12 protein-coding genes are annotated in these 16253 nt (G+C 74.5%); all 12 read right to left on the minus strand.

Going from position 1 to position 16253, the window contains the following annotated elements; translation table 11 throughout:
* Window positions 1-1212, minus strand: a 1212-nt coding sequence (locus V7793_RS19575) for an ATP-grasp domain-containing protein (RefSeq protein ID WP_336008273.1), incomplete at its 3' end; no start/stop codon positions are given.
* Window positions 1213-1215: 3 nt separating this feature from the next.
* Window positions 1216-1713, minus strand: a complete 498-nt coding sequence (locus tag V7793_RS19580) for a flavin reductase family protein (protein WP_336008276.1) — start codon at window positions 1711-1713, stop codon at window positions 1216-1218.
* Entirely contained in the window at window positions 1710-3065 is a 1356-nt protein-coding gene (locus V7793_RS19585; protein ID WP_336008278.1) for an LLM class flavin-dependent oxidoreductase, read from the minus strand. The genes V7793_RS19580 and V7793_RS19585 overlap by 4 nt, the downstream gene beginning before the upstream one ends.
* A gap of 96 nt (window positions 3066-3161) precedes the next feature.
* Window positions 3162-4121, minus strand: a complete 960-nt coding sequence (locus V7793_RS19590) for a D-2-hydroxyacid dehydrogenase family protein (protein WP_336008280.1) — start codon at window positions 4119-4121, stop codon at window positions 3162-3164.
* Window position 4122: 1 nt separating this feature from the next.
* Window positions 4123-5211, minus strand: coding sequence for a mandelate racemase/muconate lactonizing enzyme family protein (locus V7793_RS19595; protein WP_336008282.1), 1089 nt, complete (start codon window positions 5209-5211; stop codon window positions 4123-4125).
* A complete protein-coding gene (locus V7793_RS19600; protein WP_336008284.1) occupies window positions 5208-6608 on the minus strand; it encodes a DUF6025 family protein in 1401 nt (466 codons plus the stop codon). The genes V7793_RS19595 and V7793_RS19600 overlap by 4 nt, the downstream gene beginning before the upstream one ends.
* Window positions 6605-9184: an aconitate hydratase AcnA gene (acnA, locus tag V7793_RS19605; RefSeq protein WP_336008286.1), complete on the minus strand. Its 2580-nt coding sequence runs from the start codon at window positions 9182-9184 to the stop codon at window positions 6605-6607. Before acnA ends, V7793_RS19600 begins: the two co-directional genes overlap by 4 nt.
* Window positions 9181-10473 carry an MFS transporter gene (locus V7793_RS19610; RefSeq protein ID WP_336008288.1) on the minus strand — a complete coding sequence of 431 codons (1293 nt, stop codon included), beginning with the start codon at window positions 10471-10473 and terminating at the stop codon, window positions 9181-9183. The genes acnA and V7793_RS19610 overlap by 4 nt, the downstream gene beginning before the upstream one ends.
* Complete coding sequence (locus V7793_RS19615) at window positions 10461-11651, minus strand: ATP-grasp domain-containing protein (protein WP_336008290.1); 1191 nt, start codon at window positions 11649-11651, stop codon at window positions 10461-10463. The genes V7793_RS19610 and V7793_RS19615 overlap by 13 nt, the downstream gene beginning before the upstream one ends.
* Window positions 11648-13150, minus strand: coding sequence for a citrate/2-methylcitrate synthase (locus V7793_RS19620; RefSeq protein WP_336008292.1), 1503 nt, complete (start codon window positions 13148-13150; stop codon window positions 11648-11650). The genes V7793_RS19615 and V7793_RS19620 overlap by 4 nt, the downstream gene beginning before the upstream one ends.
* Window positions 13147-14721, minus strand: coding sequence for an amino acid adenylation domain-containing protein (locus V7793_RS19625; RefSeq protein WP_336008294.1), 1575 nt, complete (start codon window positions 14719-14721; stop codon window positions 13147-13149). Before V7793_RS19625 ends, V7793_RS19620 begins: the two co-directional genes overlap by 4 nt.
* Before the next feature lie 195 nt (window positions 14722-14916).
* Window positions 14917-15996 (minus strand): methyltransferase, encoded by a 1080-nt coding sequence (locus tag V7793_RS19630; protein WP_336008295.1) that lies wholly within the window; start codon window positions 15994-15996, stop codon window positions 14917-14919.
* Window positions 15997-16253: the final 257 nt, after the last annotated feature.

Below are 16253 nucleotides of genomic sequence, written 5' to 3' on the forward strand. Positions count from 1 at the left end.
CTGCGTGGTCTCGTTCAGCCGTTCGCCGGCCTCCTCCGCGGTGTCCGCGGTGACCAGGACGCCCGCGGCGGTCTCGCCCAGGTACGTCATCCCCTCGCTCCTCGTCCCCGCGGCAAGGTGAAGGGTCAGCTCGACGCCCGGCACGGGGCAGGGACCGGCCGGGGGGACGAAGACGCCCTTGCCGGCCGGGAAGATGGCCCAGGCGACCGCCGCGGCGGGAGCTGCGGGCTGTTCGGTGAGGGAGAGCGGCAGGCCGCACTGGGCGCGCAGGCCCTCCTTCGCCAGGTGGACGCCGAAGGCCCGCTCGTAGGCGTCGGCGACGAGCACTCCCCCGGCGCGGCAGGCGATCTCGCAGAGCACGGGCCGTCCGTCGTCGCCGATCCACGCCTCGAGGTGGAAGGCGGTGGTCTGGTCCGGGCGGGGCAGGGCGGCGATGACGGCGGCCGTGAACTCCGTGAGGAGGGGGGTGCGTTCGTCGTCCGGTGCGAGCAGCACGCTGCTGAGGCCGGTCGCGTCCTTCAGGTGCTCCGCGACGCCGCTGCTGTACTGGGACGGCCAGCAGTGCACGACGGCGCCGTCCCGCATGATGCCGTCGACGTGGAAGAAGGGTGCGCGGACGAAGCCCTCCGCCATCCACCGGCCGGGCAGGAACGGCTCCTCGGGGTCCGCCGGACGGCCGGCGGGGTCGAGGAACGCGGCCAGGTCCTCCTCGGTGTGCAGCATGGCGACGCCCTCGGCGCCCGCGCCGAAGCGCGGCTTGACGACGAGCGGGTAGCCGTGGGCGTCGATGAAGTCCAGCAGGTCCATCGCGTCGTCGACGGGCGCGAAGGCGGGGACCGTCAGGCCGGCGTCGCGGGCGATCCGCTTCATGACGGCCTTGTCCCGGTAGGCGAGCGCGGAGGCGGTGTGCTGGCCGGGCAGGCCCAGCCGCTCGCGCAGCCGGGCGGCCCGGATGACGTCGTCCTCGCTGGTGCTGGCGACGAGGCCGACCCCGAAGGAGCGGGCGGCCGCCTCCGCCGCCCGGTCGGCCGCCCAGGAGTCGTAGGAGTCGACCGCTTCGTGGCCGAGGAAGTGCTGCTCGACGATGTCTTCGGCACCCTCGACGGCGCTGCGGGGCGTCACCAGGACGACATCGCCCGCGGTGGCGCCGAGCCACTCCTGCAGGGGGCGCTTGCCGAGCGAACGGCGGGAGAAGAGGAGGATTTTGTGCACGGGTCAGATCCTTGCGGGTGTGGTGGAGCCGACGGCGCGCAGGGCGCCGTGCAGGTGGACCAGGCCGTCGGCGGGCTCGCCGCGCTCGGCGTGCTCGACGGCGGCCACGACCAGGTGGTGGTCGCCGGCCCGGACCACCTCGCGGCGCGAGCAGACGAGCCGCGCCGGGCAGCCCTCCAGGAGCGGTACGCCGTGGGGGCCGGTGCTCCAGCGCGTGGGCGGCGCGAACCGGTCGGCCCCCTTGGCGGCGAACCGTTCCGCCAGCCCGGCCTGGCCGGCCCCCAGCGTCTGGATGCCGAACCAGTGCGCGTCCTTCATGCGCGCCCACGTCGACGAGGAGTCGGCCAGGGCGAAGGAGACCAGGGCCGGTTCGGCGCTCAGCGAGGTGAAGGAGGTAATGGTCACTCCCACGGGCCCGGCCGGCGTGGCCGCGGTGAGGACGGCCACGCCCGAGGCATGGGCCCGGAGCACCGAGCGCAGGGTGGTGGCGTCGACGGTCACGACCCGCTCCCGGTGGGGGCGAAGGCGGGGCGCTGCAGCCCGAGGTGGTCGCGCAGCGTGGTGCCCTCGTACTCGGTGCGGAACAGCCCGCGGCGCTGCAGTTCGGGGACGACGAGGTCCACGATGTCGTCGAGGCCGTCCGGGAGGTAGCCGGGCATGACGTTGAAGCCGTCGGCGCCGCCCTCGGTGAACCACGATTCCAGCTCGTCGGCGATGGTCTGCGGCGTGCCGAGCAGGAAGCGGTGGCCGCGGCCGCCGGCGACGGAGAGGAACAGCTCCCGGATCGTCAGGCCCTGGCTGCGGGCCTGCTCGTAGACGAGCTGCTGCCGGCTCGTGGACCCCTCGGTGGGCGGGAGCTCGGGCAGCGGGCCGTCCAGCGGGAGGTGGGAGATGTCGACGTCGCCGAGGAGGCCGGTGAGCAGGCCGAGCCCGACGACGGGGTCGACGAGGTCCTGCAGGACGGCGTACTTGTCCTCGGCCTCGGCCTGCGTGCGGCCGGCCACGATGAAGACGCCGGGGAGGGCCTTGACGTCGTCGGGGTTGCGGCCGTGGCCGGCCACCCGGTCCTTGACGTCCTTGTAGAAGACCTGGGCCTGGCCGAGGGTCTGCTGCGCGGTGAAGACGACCTCGGCCCAGCGGGCCGCGAAGTCCATGCCGTCGCCCGAGGAGCCGGCCTGCACGATGACGGGGCGGCCCTGCGGGGAGCGGGCGAGGTTGAGGGGGCCGCGCACCTGGAAGTGCTCGCCCTTGTGGCCGAGGACGTGCAGCTTCGCGGGGTCGAAGTAGCGGCCGGACTCCTTGTCGTAGAGGAACGCGTCGTCCTCCCAGGAGTCCCACAGGCCGGTGACGACCTCCATGAACTCCCGCGCCCGGTGGTAGCGCGCGGCGTGCGCGGGCTGCCGGTCCAGGTTGAAGTTCTGCGCCTCGGCGTCCGTCACCGAGGTGACGACGTTCCAGCCCGCGCGCCCGGCGCTGAGGTGGTCGAGGGAGGAGAACTTCCGCGCGACGTTGAACGGCTCGTTGTACGTGGTCGAGGCGGTCGCCGTGAGCCCGATGTGGGTGGTGTGCACGGCCAGGGCCGACAGCAGCGTGAGCGGCTCGAAGTGGACCATGCGGCCCTGGCGGCTGAGCTCGTCGGCGTCCTTGTAGTGCGTGCGGACGCCGGCGCCGTCGGAGAGGAAGACCATGTCGAACTTGCCGCGTTCGGCGGTCTGCACCAGGGAGCGGTAGTAGGCGAAGTCGAGGCCCCCGTCCGGGCGGGCGTTGGGGTGCCGCCAGGCGGCGACGTGGTGTCCGGGCGCCGGGAGGAAGGCACCGAGTTTCATCGTGCGACGAGTCGTGCTGATGCTCACAGAAGTGCTCCGGTGGGACGGGTGGGGCAAGGGAAAGAGGTGGGGCGGTGCGGCCGGCCGGCGCGAGGCGGCCGGCCGGGCCGGGCGGGTGGCGTCTCAGCCGAGGCGGCGGACCGGCGAGCCCGCCAGGAAGGCCTGGATGTCCTCGACGGCGTGGCCGTAGTAGGTCGCGTAGTTGCTGCGGGAGACGTAGCCGAGGTGCGGGGTCGCGAGCAGGCGCGGCGTGCTGCGCATCGGGTGGTCCTCCGGCAGCGGCTCGACGTCGAAGACGTCGACGCCGGCGCCCGCGATGCTCCCGGCGTGCAGCGCCGCGACGAGCGCGTCCTGGTCGACGATGGCGGCCCGCGAGGTGTTGATCAGATAGCCGGTGGGCCGCATCAGGCCGAGCTCCGCGGCGCCCAGCAGGCCCCGGGTGCGCTCGCTCAGCGCCAGGTGGACGGAGACGAAGTCGCTGCTCTCCAGCAGCTCCTCCTTGGAGGCCGCGAGGCCGGTGCCCACCTCGTCGGCGCGCTCCTTGGTGAGGTTCTGGCTCCAGGCCACGACGTCCATGCCGAAGGCGAGGCCGACCTGGGCGACCCGGCTGCCGATCTTCCCCAGCCCGAGCAGGCCGAGGCGGCGGCCGTGCAGGTCGGCGCCGACGGTGGACTGCCAGGGGCCGCCGAGGCGCAGCGCGGTGGCCTCGGGGACGATGCCGCGGGCGAGGCCGAGGAGCAGGGCCCAGGTCAGCTCGACGGGCGGGGTGGAGGAGCTGGCGGTGCCGCAGACGGTCACGCCGTGCTGCTCGGCGGCGGCGTAGTCGATGACGGAGTTGCGCATGCCGGAGGCGACGAGCAGCTTCAGCCGGGGCAGCCGGGCGAACAGGGACGCCGGGAAGGGGACGCGCTCGCGGAGGGTGACGACGATGTCGAAGTCCGCGAGTGCGGCGGCGAGTCCGTCCTCGGTGCCGAAGTGCTCGGGGAAGGAGACGACGTCGACGTCGCCGGCGACGGGCGACCAGTCGGCGACGGTGGTCGCGACGGACTGGAAGTCGTCGAGGACGGCGCAGCGGAGTTTCATGTCAGCTCTCTCCATCGGTGGTGTCTGTTGCGGTCACGCCGAGGCCGGGGCCGTCGGGCATCAGGAGCGTCCCCTGGTCGATCCGCAGGCCGCGGAAGGGGTCGTCGGTCAGGTCGACGTGGCCGTCCAGGTCGAGGTGGTCGGCCAGGGGGGCGAGCTGGGCCATGGCGGTGACACCGAGTGCGCTCTCGGTCTTGCAGCCGAGCATCACCTTCAGCCCGGCCCGCCGGGCGAGGGTGGCGGTTTCGTGGGCGCGCCGCAGGCCGCCGCACTTGGTCAGCTTGATGTTGACGGCGGAGGCGCAGCCGCGCAGCCGCAGGACGTCCTCGGGGCCCGTGCAGTCCTCGTCGGCGACGACGGGTAAGGGGGCGTTCTCGTGGACGTGGCGCAGGCGGTCGGCCGGGCCCGGCGGGACGGGCTGTTCGAGGAGTTCCACACCGTGCCGGTCGAGTTCGCGGGCGACCTCGACGGCGCGCTCGGGCGTCCAGGAGCCGTTGCCGTCGACCCAGATGCGTCCGTCGTAGACCTCGCGCAGGACCCCGGCCCGGCTGCCGTCGTCCTCGGGGGTGAGCTTGAGCTTGAGGACGGGCCAGTGGGCCAGGGCCCGGCCGCGGCGGATCAGCTCCTCGTCCGAGCCGGCGCCGATGGACAGGGCCGTCGGGGCGAGGGGCTGCCCGGCGAGTCCGAGCAGGGCGTGCAGCGGGAGCCCGGCCCGCTTGCCGAGGAGGTCGTGGAGGGCCATGTCGACGGCTGCGACCACGGCCGGGCGGATCCCTGCCGCGTGCAGCCGGCCGAGGGTGCGGGCGAGGGCGAGCGGGGAGGCGTCCGTGAGCAGCGGCAGGCAGGCGTCGAGCTCGCCGGGGCGGGCGGCGAGGGCGGTGCCGTATCCGGTCAGGCCCTCCCAGTGCAGCACGAGCACCTGCTGGTGCACGTGGGTGGTCAGGCCGGTGTTGCTGGAGAACGGCTCGGCGAGCGCGGCCCGGAGGGCGTAGTGCTCGGCCTTCACCGGTCCGCCGGCGGGACCGTTCACGGGCCCGCTCGTGCTGCGGCTCGCGCTGCGGCCGGTGCTGCGACCGGTGCTGCGGCTCATGCGTTGATCACCTCTTCGAAGGCCCCCACGACCGCCGACGCCTGGCGGAAGGTGAGGTCGCGGAAGCCCTCGGGCTCGACGGGGACGGACGGCTCGCGCAGGACGCCGTCGTGCGGGACGCCGCTGCCGTCGCGGAACCGGCCGCGCAGGTACGCGGAGAAGCCCTCGCCGTGCTCCTGCAGCCAGCCGGTCGCGGTGGCGTAGGCGGCGTCGGGCCGGGCCGCGCGGACCGTGCGCAGGAGTGCGGCCATCAGGTCCGCGTCGTGCGGGTCCGTGCCGGCCGGGCAGAGCATGAAGACGGGCGCCGGGAGCAGCACCACGCACAGGGGCCGGGCCCCGGGGAAGGAGCGGACGAGCGTGGAGGCGATGGCGCGCATCCCGCGGACCGTGGCCTTGCGGGTGAAGTAGCCGCCGCGGCGGGGCGGGCAGCCCGCCATCGCCCGTGCGCCCCAGTGCAGGTGGGTGACGAACGGATCCTCGTCGCGACCGGCGGGCCCGTCGGGGAGGTGGGTGCCGAAGAGCCCGGTCAGGACGCTGGTCAGCAGGTGGGACACCACGGGCAGGACGGGCGGCAGCGTGCCCAGCCGGTCCTGGAACTCCTGCGGGCCGGTCAGGGCGCGGAAGGGTTCCAGGGCCGCTTCCGCGAGGGCGCGGGCCGAGCCGTAGCGGTGGCCCGCGAGGAGGAAGCCGCGGCCGTCGGGGTGGACCTCGCAGCGGGAGACCTCTCCGTCGAGCCGTACGGCGTGGCTGATCAGCTCGCCGAAGGCGCGCCGCGGGCCCTGGCCTGCGGCCGCCTCCTCCAGCAGGAGGGTCAGCATGCCGGTGAACGCCTCGGCGTTCGCGACGATCGAGGAGGCCTCCAGCTCGAAGCGGTAGCCGGCGATGGTGTGCATGCGGCGCCAGTGCAGGTCCGCCAGCGGGACGAGGCTTCCCTCGTGCTCGGTGCTGACGAGCGGGCAGAACAGCGGGCGGCTGCGGTCGCGGCGCACGAGCGCCCGGCCGTCCCAGGTGTAGAGCGGCAGGACGTGCCGCCCGCCCCGGTCGACGACGGACCCGGGCAGGTAGACGGCGTCGCCGCCGGCCGGGGTGTCGCCGTCCGGCTCGGTCTCGGTCTGTGTGAAGCCGTAGATCAGCGGATAGCCGTGGCCCTGCCCGCAGATGGCGGTGTTGAAGTCCATCGGCCCGGAGCGCCCGAGGGCGATGTCCTCCCAGTTGCCGAGGTGCCCGGTGCGCGGGGGCAGCAGGGCGCCGTCCCGGTGGATCAGGTCCAGGAGGGTGCCGACGGGCACGTCGCGCGTGCCGAGGTGGACGGGAGCGAAGGACTGGGTCCGGCCGGCGAGCGCCTCGGCGCCTGCGGCGTCGAGCAGGTCCAGCCCGGCGAGGATGTCCCGGCTCATGCCGCTCCCCCGCCGTCCTCCTGCCCGGCGGCCTCCAGCCGGCCGAGCAGGTGGGGGAGGGTGCCGCCCGCGAGGAGGACGTCCCACTCCCCCGTCGAGTGCACCTCGGCGCGGGCCGTGAAGGAGGTGGCGCCGGCCACGACTCGCACCGTGCCGGTGTCGCGCAGGTCCTCCAGCCCCTCCAGCGCGAACTCCTCGTGGCCGGTGAGGCCGAGGGCGGCCCAGCTCCTGCCGTCCGGGAGGAGCAGCGGCAGGATGCCCATGGCGCAGAGGTTGGCCCGGTGGATGCGCTCGAAGCTCTCGGCGAGGACGGCCCGTACGCCCAGCAGCCAGGGGCCCTTGGCCGCCCAGTCGCGGGAGGAGCCCTTGCCGTAGTTCTTCCCGGCGAGCACGATCAGCGGGGTGCCGGCGGCCTCGTAGCGGCGGGCCGCCTCGTGGACGGGCAGCCGTTCGCCGCTCGGGATGTGGAGCGTGGTGCCGCCGCTGCCGCCGGGCCCGGTCAGGGCGTTGTGCAGCCGCGGGTTGGAGAAGGCGCCCCGGGCCATGACTTCGTGGTTGCCGCGGCGGGAGCCGTAGGAGTTGAAGTCCGTCACGCCCCGTTCGCGCAGGTGGATGCCGGCGGGCGAGTCCTGCGGGATGGCGCCGACCGGGGAGATGTGGTCGGTGCTGACGTCGTCGCCGAGGGCGAGCAGGGCGCGGGCGGCCCGCACGGGTGCGTCGGCGCGCCGGGTGGCGCCCACGAAGGCGGGGAGCCGGATGTAGGTGGAGTCCTCGTCCCAGGGGAAGACCGGGCCGGCGGGTGCGGTGATGGCGTCCCAGCCGGGGTCGTCCCCCTCGGCGGCGGCGAACAGCTCGGGGGTGAGGAACTCCTCCTCCAGTGCCGCCAGTTCGGCTCCGGTCGGCCAGATGTCGGCCAGCAGGACGGGCTCGCCGTCGCTGCCGGTGCCCAGCGGTTCGCTCTCCAGGTCCGTGCGGACGGTGCCGGCGAGAGCGAGGGCGACGACCAGCGCGGGCGAGGCGAGGTAGCCCGCCCGGACCTGGCTGTGGACGCGTGCCTCGAAGTTGCGGTTGCCGCTGAGGACCGCGGCGACGTTCAGGCCGTGCGCGTCGACGGTCTCCCCGACGCCGTCGTTGAGGGGGCCGCTGCCGCCGTTGCAGGTCATGCACCCGTAACCGGCGACGTGGAAGCCCAGCTTCTCCAGGTGGGCAAGCAGCCCGGCGTCTTCCAGGTAGCGGGTGACGGCGCGGGAGCCGGGCGACAGGCTCGTCTTCACCCGGCCGGGGACGGACAAGCCGCGCTCGACGGCGCGCCGGGCCAGGAGGCCGGCGGCCAGCATGGCCTTCGGGTTGGACGTGCTGGTGCAGGAGGTGATGGAGGCGATGACGATGTCGCCGTCGCTCAGGCCGTTCTCGGTGCGCACTGGCCCGCCGTGGAACCGGGCGAAGGAGTCCGGAAGTTCGGGGATGGCGATGCGCTGGTCGGGCTGGCTGGGTCCGGCCAGGCTCGGCCGCACGGCACCGAGGTCGAAGTCGACGACGCGGCCGAAGCGCGGCTCGGGGCCGCGGCCGCCCTCCTCCCGCAGCAGGTGCTGGTGGCGGCAGTACGCCTCGGCCAGGCGGACGTCCTCGTCGCGGCGCCCCGTCTGCCGCAGGTAGCGCAGGGTCTCGGCGTCGACGGGGAAGTACGCCGCCATCGCGCCGTACTCCGGGGCCATGTTGGCGACGGTGCACCGGTCGGCGGCGGACAGCGCGTCGGTGCCGGGGCCGGTGAACTCCACCAGCAGGCCGCGCACGTTCTCCTCGCGCAGCCGCTGCGTGAGGGTCAGCACCACGTCGGTGGGCGAGACGCCGGGCCGGACCGTGCCGGTGAGGCGGACGCCCACGATCGCGGGGATGCGGATCGGCTGGGCCAGGCCCAGCATCAGGGCCTCGGCCTCCAGACCGCCCACGCCCCAGCCCAGCACGCCCAGCCCGTTGACCATGGTGGTGTGGCTGTCGGTGCCGATGACGGCGTCCGGGAACAGCAGGCCGTCGGCGCCGGTGGCGACGACCGTGGCGAGCTGCTCCAGGTTCACCTGGTGCACGATGCCGCGGCCCGGCGGGATCACCCGCACGCCGTCGAAGGCGCCGCGGGCCCACTTCAGGAAGGCGTAGCGCTCGGCGTTGCGGGCGTGTTCGAGCGCTTCGTTGCGGGCTTGCGCGTCCGGGCGGCCCGCATAGTCGGCCTGGACCGAGTGGTCGACGACCACGTCGACCGGCAGCACCGGGTTGACCCGCTCGGGCCGGTCCACGCGGCTGCGCAGCGCCGCCAGGTCGACCAGCAGCGGGATGCCGGTGTAGTCCTGCACGAGGATGCGGGCGGGCGGGAAGGCCATCTCCAGGCCGGCCTCCTCGCCCGCGGCCAGCCGTCCCGCGAGGAGGGCCGCCTTCCCGGGCTCGCCCGCGCGCAGCAGCGCCTCCAGCAGGACGCGTCCGGTGTACGGCACGGCGGCGAGGTCCACGCCGCGTTCGGCGGCGAACCGCGGCAGGCTGTACAGCTGCGCGTCGCGTCCCGCGAGCTGCTCCCGGGTGATCACGTGGCAGTCACTTCCTTCTCGTCCCCCGACGTCTCGTTACGTGTCGTGCCGTCCTGCCGTGCCGCGCCGTCCTCGCCGGGCGTCCCCCGGTCCCCCGCGACGGCCCCCGCCAGCAGCGCGTACGCCGCGACGACGACGGCACCGGCCAGCAGGGCGAAGCCCAGCGACCGCTGCTCCAGGCGGGAGACGACCGGCACCAGGGCCGCCGAGACTCCCGCCGTGACGAGGTTGCGGGCGGTGCCGATCCGGCCGCGCACCGCCTTGCCCGCCCTGAGCTGCAGGGCGGTGGTCACCGTCGTCCAGGAGACGGTGTTGCAGGCGCCCAGGACGAGCGCCAGGCCGATCACGACGGGGCCGCCCGGCCCGGCCGCGAGGGCCGCGAAGCACAGGGCCTGGCCCGCGAGACCGGCCCGCACCGCGCCCTTCGGCCCCAGCCTCGTTTCGAGGGGGCCGAGGGCGGGCGCGGCGCAGATCGCGCCGACGGCGAAGGCGCAGTCCATGGCCGACAGCCAGTAGGCGCTGCCGCCGAAGTGCCGTGCGACCAGGGCGAACAGCAGCAGGTTGAACAGCACCACGGCGATGTTGTCCGCGGTGCCCAGGAGGAGGTGGCGGGCGAAGCCCCGCTCCGTGCGCAGCAGGGCGACGACCGGGCCCCAGCCCGCCGATGCCCCCTTTCCCGCCGAAGACCCCTTCCCCGCCGCGGGCTCCGCCTCCGGCCGCGGCATCCGCGCGGCGGCGATGGCCAGGCCCGACAGGAGGAAGCCGGCCCCGGTCACCAGGAAGCACGCCGAGGCGCCCCAGCCCTGGATGATCACTCCGGCCACGGCGGCCCCGAGCAGCGCCCCGCCCTGCTGGGCGATGTTCGAGTAGGCGTTGAAGGTGCCCAGTGCCGCGCCGGGTACGGCGGCCGGCGCCATGGAGAACATGGCGCCCCGGTAGAAGGGCTGCCCCGCCTTGATGCACAGGGACATCGCCATGATCCAGCCCAGGGGGCTCGGCCCGGAGAGCATGACGCACCCGATGGCGATGAGCGCCGTCCCCCGGGCGAGCTCGATCGCGGTGCAGATGCGCCGCGGGTCGCCGCGGTCCACCCACGGCCCCGCCACCAGGGGGACCGTGAAGGTGAGGAGCTGTTCGACGATCAGGACGACGCCGAAGGCGGCGATCGAGCCGGTCTCGTCGTAGAGCAGCTTTCCGGCGGCCAGGGTCTGCATGCCGCCGCCGAGGCTGGTGGCCAGGGTGCCGCCGAGCAGCCAGGTGCCGGGCCGGCCCAGCTTCACCCCGCGCATGCCACCACGAACCTCAGCTTCCCGGCCGCCGCCCGGCTGCGCTCCACGGCTTCCTCGCCGGTCGCGCCGGTGGCGATGACGCAGGCGGCCCTGCCCTGGCTGGTGAGCGTCCCGCCGAGCACCGCGCCCGGCTCCTGGAGGTGTTCGACGGTGACGACTCCGGGCTGCGCGGCAGCCTCCTGCGTGCCCTCCGTACGCTCCAGGACGCCGGCGGCGGAGGGCGTGACGAAGGTGATCGCGGCGGCGCGGAACGCCTCGGTGAACAGGTCGGGCACGACCGTCTCCCCCGTCACCTGCCGGATCCAGGCGGTGTCGAGGTCGATGCCCAGGGCGAGTTCGGCCAGTTCGACGATGTGGTCGCCGCCGAGCCGCAGGTGGGTCTCGACGACGCGCAGCCCGCCGGCCGTGGCGATGACCTCGGTGTGCGTGGGCCCGTCCGTCACGCCGAGGGCGTCGAGCACCCGCGGCACGAACGCGTCGACGGCGGCGCGCAGCGCGTCGTCGACGGGCGCGGGCACACAGTGGCCGGTCTCCACCCGGGTGGCGTCGTCGGTGAACTTCTGGGTCACGCAGACGACGCGGTGCTCCCCCTTCTCGGAGAGCGCCTCGACGCTGTACTCCTCGCCGTCGAGGAAGCCCTCGGCGAGCATCCGGTACCCCTCGGGCAGCCGGGCGGGGACGTCCGCGGCCGAGCGGACGACGGTGACGGCCGCGCTGCCGCTGCCGTCGACCGGCTTGACCACCAGCGGATAGCCGTGTTCCGCCGCGAAGGCCGTGACGTCGTCGCGCCCGCCGATCTCGCGCGCCGGCGTGGGGTCGACCCCGGCCCGCCGGAGCGCGTCGCGCATCAGGTGCTTGTGGCGGGTGGCGCGGACGGTCTCCAGCGCGTGGTACGGCAGGCCGAGCGCGCCGGCGATGACGGAGGCGAACTCCTGCGTCTCCTCGTTGAACCCGCCGATGGCGTCCACGGGGTCGTGCTCGTGCACCATGCGGGCGGCGGCGACCCACTCGGCCACGCCGGCCGTGTCGGGCAGTGCGACGATCCGCTCGTACATCGACAGGTCCCGCTGGGTGCGCACCCGGGACAGCTCGGCGACGACGCTCAGGCGCAGGCCGAGGCGGTGGGCCTTGGCGTGCATCTGCCGGGAGCGGCCGATGCACAGCAGGTGGCGGCTCATGCGGCGCCTCCCGCGTAGCTGCGCGAGCGGGGGCCGTTGTAGCTCAGCAGGGGGCGGATGAGCACGTTGTTGGCGTGCTGTTCGAGCACCTGGGCGACCCAGCCGGCGGTGCGGCCGACGACGAAGAGGGGCACGGCCAGGTCGTCGGGCAGGCCGAGCAGCCGGTAGGCGAGTCCCGCGTACAGGTCCACGTTGGGGGCGACGCCGCGCCGGGCGTACGGGCCCATCGCGGCGGCGACCGCGTCGAGGATGTCCAGGCCCCGGGTGTCGCCGCGCTCCGCGCTCAGCTCGGCGACGGTGGCGCGCAGGTGGCGCACCCGAGGGTCCTCGGTGCGGTAGACGCGGTGGCCGAAGCCCATGACGGGCTCGCCGCGCCCGTGCAGCTCCTGCACGTAGGCCCCGGCGTTCGCGGGGTCGCCGACGTCGTCGATGAGGCGGACGACCCGCTCGGCCGCACCGCCGTGCACCGAGCCCCCGAACGTCGCCACGGCGGCGGTGAGGGCGGCGGTCATCCCGGCGCGGGAGCCGGTGGCCACGCGCGCGGCGAACGCGGAGGCGTTGGAGCTGTGGTCGGCGTGGACGATCAGTCCCTTGTTCATGAAGCGGACGGCGGCGGGGGTGGGCGCCGCGCCCAGGAGCACCGTCAGGAACGCCTCGACGGCGGGCACGTCCTCGGCCGGCAGGACCGGCTCGCGCCCCTCCCGGACAGCGTGGTGGGCCGCGACCAGCATGGGGATCCGGGCGAGCAGGGTGATCCCCGCGTCGAGCGCCTCCCCGTAGGTCTCGTCCGCGGCGGCGTCGCGCCGTGGCCCGTAGGCGGCGAGGGCGGGCAGGCAGGTGAGCAGCGCGTCCATGGGGTGGGCGTGGGCGAGCGAGCGGACGAGGGAGAGCACCTCGGGCGGCAGGGCGCGGCGGGCCTGCAGCTCCTTCTCGAACGCCGCGCGGGCGTGCGCGTCGGGCAGCCGGCCGTGGACGAGGAGGTGGGCGACCTCGGTGTACGAGGCGTGCTCGGCCAGGTCGTGGATGCTGTAGCCGCGGTACTCCAGGACGCCCTCGGCACCGTCGATGCGGGTGATGGTGGTGTGGTCGAAGCTGACGCCTTCGAGCCCGCGGCGGACGGCCTGGCCGGGCTGCGGCGCCGGTGCTGTCGCCGCCGGTGCTGCGGGCGTCTCCTGCGCCGCGGGCGCCGGGCCCGCCTCCCCGGCGGAGGAGGGGCCCGCGTGCTCGGCGGCGAAGGCGCGGATGGCGGCCACCGTCCGCAGTTCCAGGGTGAGTTCGTCGTCCACGGGGGTGCCGTACGCGTTCTCCAGGGCCATCATCAGCGTCACGTGCCCCAGGGAGTCCCACTCCCGGACGGACTGGTACTCCAGGTCGGCGGTGATCCTGCCTTGGTCGATCCTGAGGGTGTGCGCGATCAGCTGGTCGACGCTGTTCATGTTCTTCTCCACGGAGCGGTCTTCGAGGCGTGTCGTGCGGCCGGGCGTGCGGCTGCCGCTCATACGGCTGCGGCGCGGGTGTCCAGCCAGGAGCGCAGGGCGTTGCGGTCGACCTTGCCGTTGCCGTTGACCGGCATCTCGTCGACCGTGTGCACGGACTTCGGCACCATGTAGGCGGGCAGCAGCGCGGCGACGGCGTCGGCGAGCGCCTCCGGGTCGTCCGCGCCGGAGACGACGGCGGCGATGGCGTCCTCGGCGGGCCGGTGGATGCAGACGGCCTCGGCGCAGCCGGCGCGGCGCAACGCCGCCTCGATCTCGCCCAGTTCGATGCGGTAGCCGCCGACCTTGACCTGCTGGTCGTTGCGGCCCAGGTAGACGTAGTCGCCGCCGTCCTGGGCGCGCACGAGGTCGCCGGTGCGGTAGTAGGTCCTGCCGTCGCGCTCGAAGAACCGTTCCGCTGTGAGGCCGGGGTCCTGCCAGTAGCCGGGCGCGGTCTGCGGGCCGGCCACGCACAGCTCGCCGGTGCCGCCCTCGGCGACCGGCTCCAGCGCCCCGTCCACGACGAGCGGCGCGAGTCCGGGGAAGGGGCGCCCGATCGGGACGTTGTCGTGGACGCACGCGGCCGGGCTCGTCCGCGGGTCCCAGCGGTAGGCCGTGCAGGCGATGGTCAGTTCGGTGGGGCCGTAGAGGTTCTCCACGGCCGAGGCGGGGGCGGCGGCCTGCCAGGCCTCCGCGGTGGCGCGCGGCAGCGCCTCGCCGCAGAACAGGCTCCAGCGCAGCCCCGGCATCCGGCCCGGGGTCAGCGACCCGCGCTTGCGCAGGACGGCGGCCACGGAGGGCACCGAGAACCAGACGGTGACCTCGTTGCGCTCCAGGTAGCGGAAGGGGGCGAGGATCTCGATGGAGTCCATGGCGCAGACCCGGGCGCCGTGTTCCCAGGCCATGAAGAGGTCGAAGACCGACAGGTCGAAGGTCTGGTCGAAGGTCTGGCTGAACCGGTCCTCGGGAGTGATGCCGTAGCGGGCCTGGGCCGCGGCGAGGAACGAGCGCGCGTTGCCGTGGGTGACCGGCACGCCCTTGGGGGCGCCGGTGCTGCCGGAGGTGAAGAGCAGGTAGGCGGGGTCGTGCTCCCCGGCCTGCACGGCGGTCGCGAGCGGCTCGGCTCCGGCGAGGTCCGCCGCGGTGAGCACGGCCGGGACGCCGGCGGCCGCGAGCTGCTCGCGGTCGCCCGCGTCGCCGTGCGGCAGCAGCACGGCCGGCGGCCGGGCGATCCCCCGTAACACCTCGGCGAGTTGGGGCAGCGATCCCTGGTCCACGATCAGTGCGTCGAGGCCGGCGCGCTCCACCATGGAGCGGGTGCGCTTGACGGGAAAGCGCCGGTTGAGCGGCACGAAGGCGGCGCCGGAGAAGAGCGCCGCCAGCGTGCCGAGGTAGGAGGTCTCGCTGCGGTGGGCGAAGACGCCCACCCGGCGGGGACTTCCGCCGGTGACGTCCAGGATGCGGGCCGCCCAGGTCAGTGCCGTCCCGGCGGCCTCCGCGTAGGTGACGTCGCGCTTGCCGAGGGCCAGCGCGATCCCGTCGGGCCGGCTCCGGGCGTGATCGAGAACCCCCGCGCCCAAATGGTGATACGCCATGTCAGCACTCATGCCCTTCCCCCAAAGGCCTGGTTTTCGATCATCCTCGTCATTGCGGGTGATCGAGGTCAATGGACCATGGGCGGGGGCTCAAGTGATCCGGAACACAAGGGATATGGAGGAATTCGATCCGGTTGACGGTGCGGTCGGCCGCACGGTGGACAGCGGGTGAACCCGCGGGCCGGCACGGGTGGTTCAGCCGGCGCCGCCCTCCTCACCACCGGACTTCTCGGAGGGCTCGGTTCCGGCCACGCCCTCCACGATCGACAGCACGGTCGGCGTGGGGATGACGCGCGACAGCCGCAGCCCCGCCGCGTCGAACAGCCGGGCGAAGTCGCTCTCCGTGCGCTCGCGGCCGACCAGGGAGGCCATCATCATCACGTCCAGCGTCTTCCCCTGGTGCGGGGCGTTGCCCGGCGGCAGGACCGCGTCGACGACGAGCACCCGGCCGCCCGGCGCCAGCGCGCGGCGGCAGTTGCGCAGGATACCCACGCACTGCTCGTCGTCCCAGTCGTGCAGGATGCGCTTGAGGAGGTGGACGTCGCCGGGCGGGACGGAGGTGAAGAAGTCTCCTTCGTGGAGCGACCAGCGGCCCTTCGTCTCCTCGGTGTCGAGCCGGTGGCCCGCCAGCACGTGCGCCCGGTCGTGGAGGACGCCGTGGAGGCCGGGCCGGCCACGGAGCGCCGCCAGCAGCAGGCCGCCGTGGCCGCCGCCGACGTCCACGACCGTGGCGGACCCGGGGAAGGGGCAGTGGTCGGCGATCGGCCGGTTCTCCGCCTCCGACATGGCGGCCATGCCCTCGTGGAAGACCGCGGCGGTCTCCTCGTCCCGGGCGAAGTGCTCGAAGAAGGGCATGCCGAAGATGTGGCCGAACGCCGAGCCCCCGTCCTCCAGGCACCTGGTCAGCTCCCCCGCCGGCCGCCACATCGTCCGGTCCGTGAGCATCAGGACCGCAGGCCCGACCGGCACGGGCGCGTCCGAACGCAGCGCGCCACCGGCCTCGGTGAGACGGAAGCGGCCGCGGCCGTCCTCCTCGAACAGCCCGCGCGTGGCCAGCAGCCGCAGGACCCGCCGGAGGCTCGGCGCGTCGCTCCCGGTGGCCGCCGCCAGCTCCTCCGGGGTGCGGGCGCCGTCCGCCAGGTGGTCCGCCACGCCCACGGCCGCCGCGGCGCGCAGAGCGGCGGGGTAGAGGAATCCCAGGGCCTCCTCGATGACCAGGGCCGCGCTGCGCCGCCCCGCCTCCTCGTCCGTCGTCCCACGAGCACCTTCGCGCACAGAGCACCTCCGTCCTCCCGGCGGGGCCACCGGCGGCCGCGCCGCGCGATCAGCATGGCAGCGACCGGTTCCGGGGCGGTGCGGTTCTCGCCATCCGGCCGAACGGTGGTATGACCATCCGCCCGCCGCGCCTGCCGCCCGGAGCGGCCCGCCCGACGCATACTGCGATCAGTGTCGGGGGGCGGAACCGGTGGCCAGGAGGTCCTGCCCGTCATGACGTACGACTCGCTCCCCGCGCCCGCGACCCGGCGGCGCCT

The sequence above is a fragment of the Streptomyces sp. KLMMK genome (genome assembly GCF_036961605.1).
GTDB classification, from domain to species: Bacteria; Actinomycetota; Actinomycetes; order Streptomycetales; family Streptomycetaceae; genus Streptomyces; species Streptomyces telluris.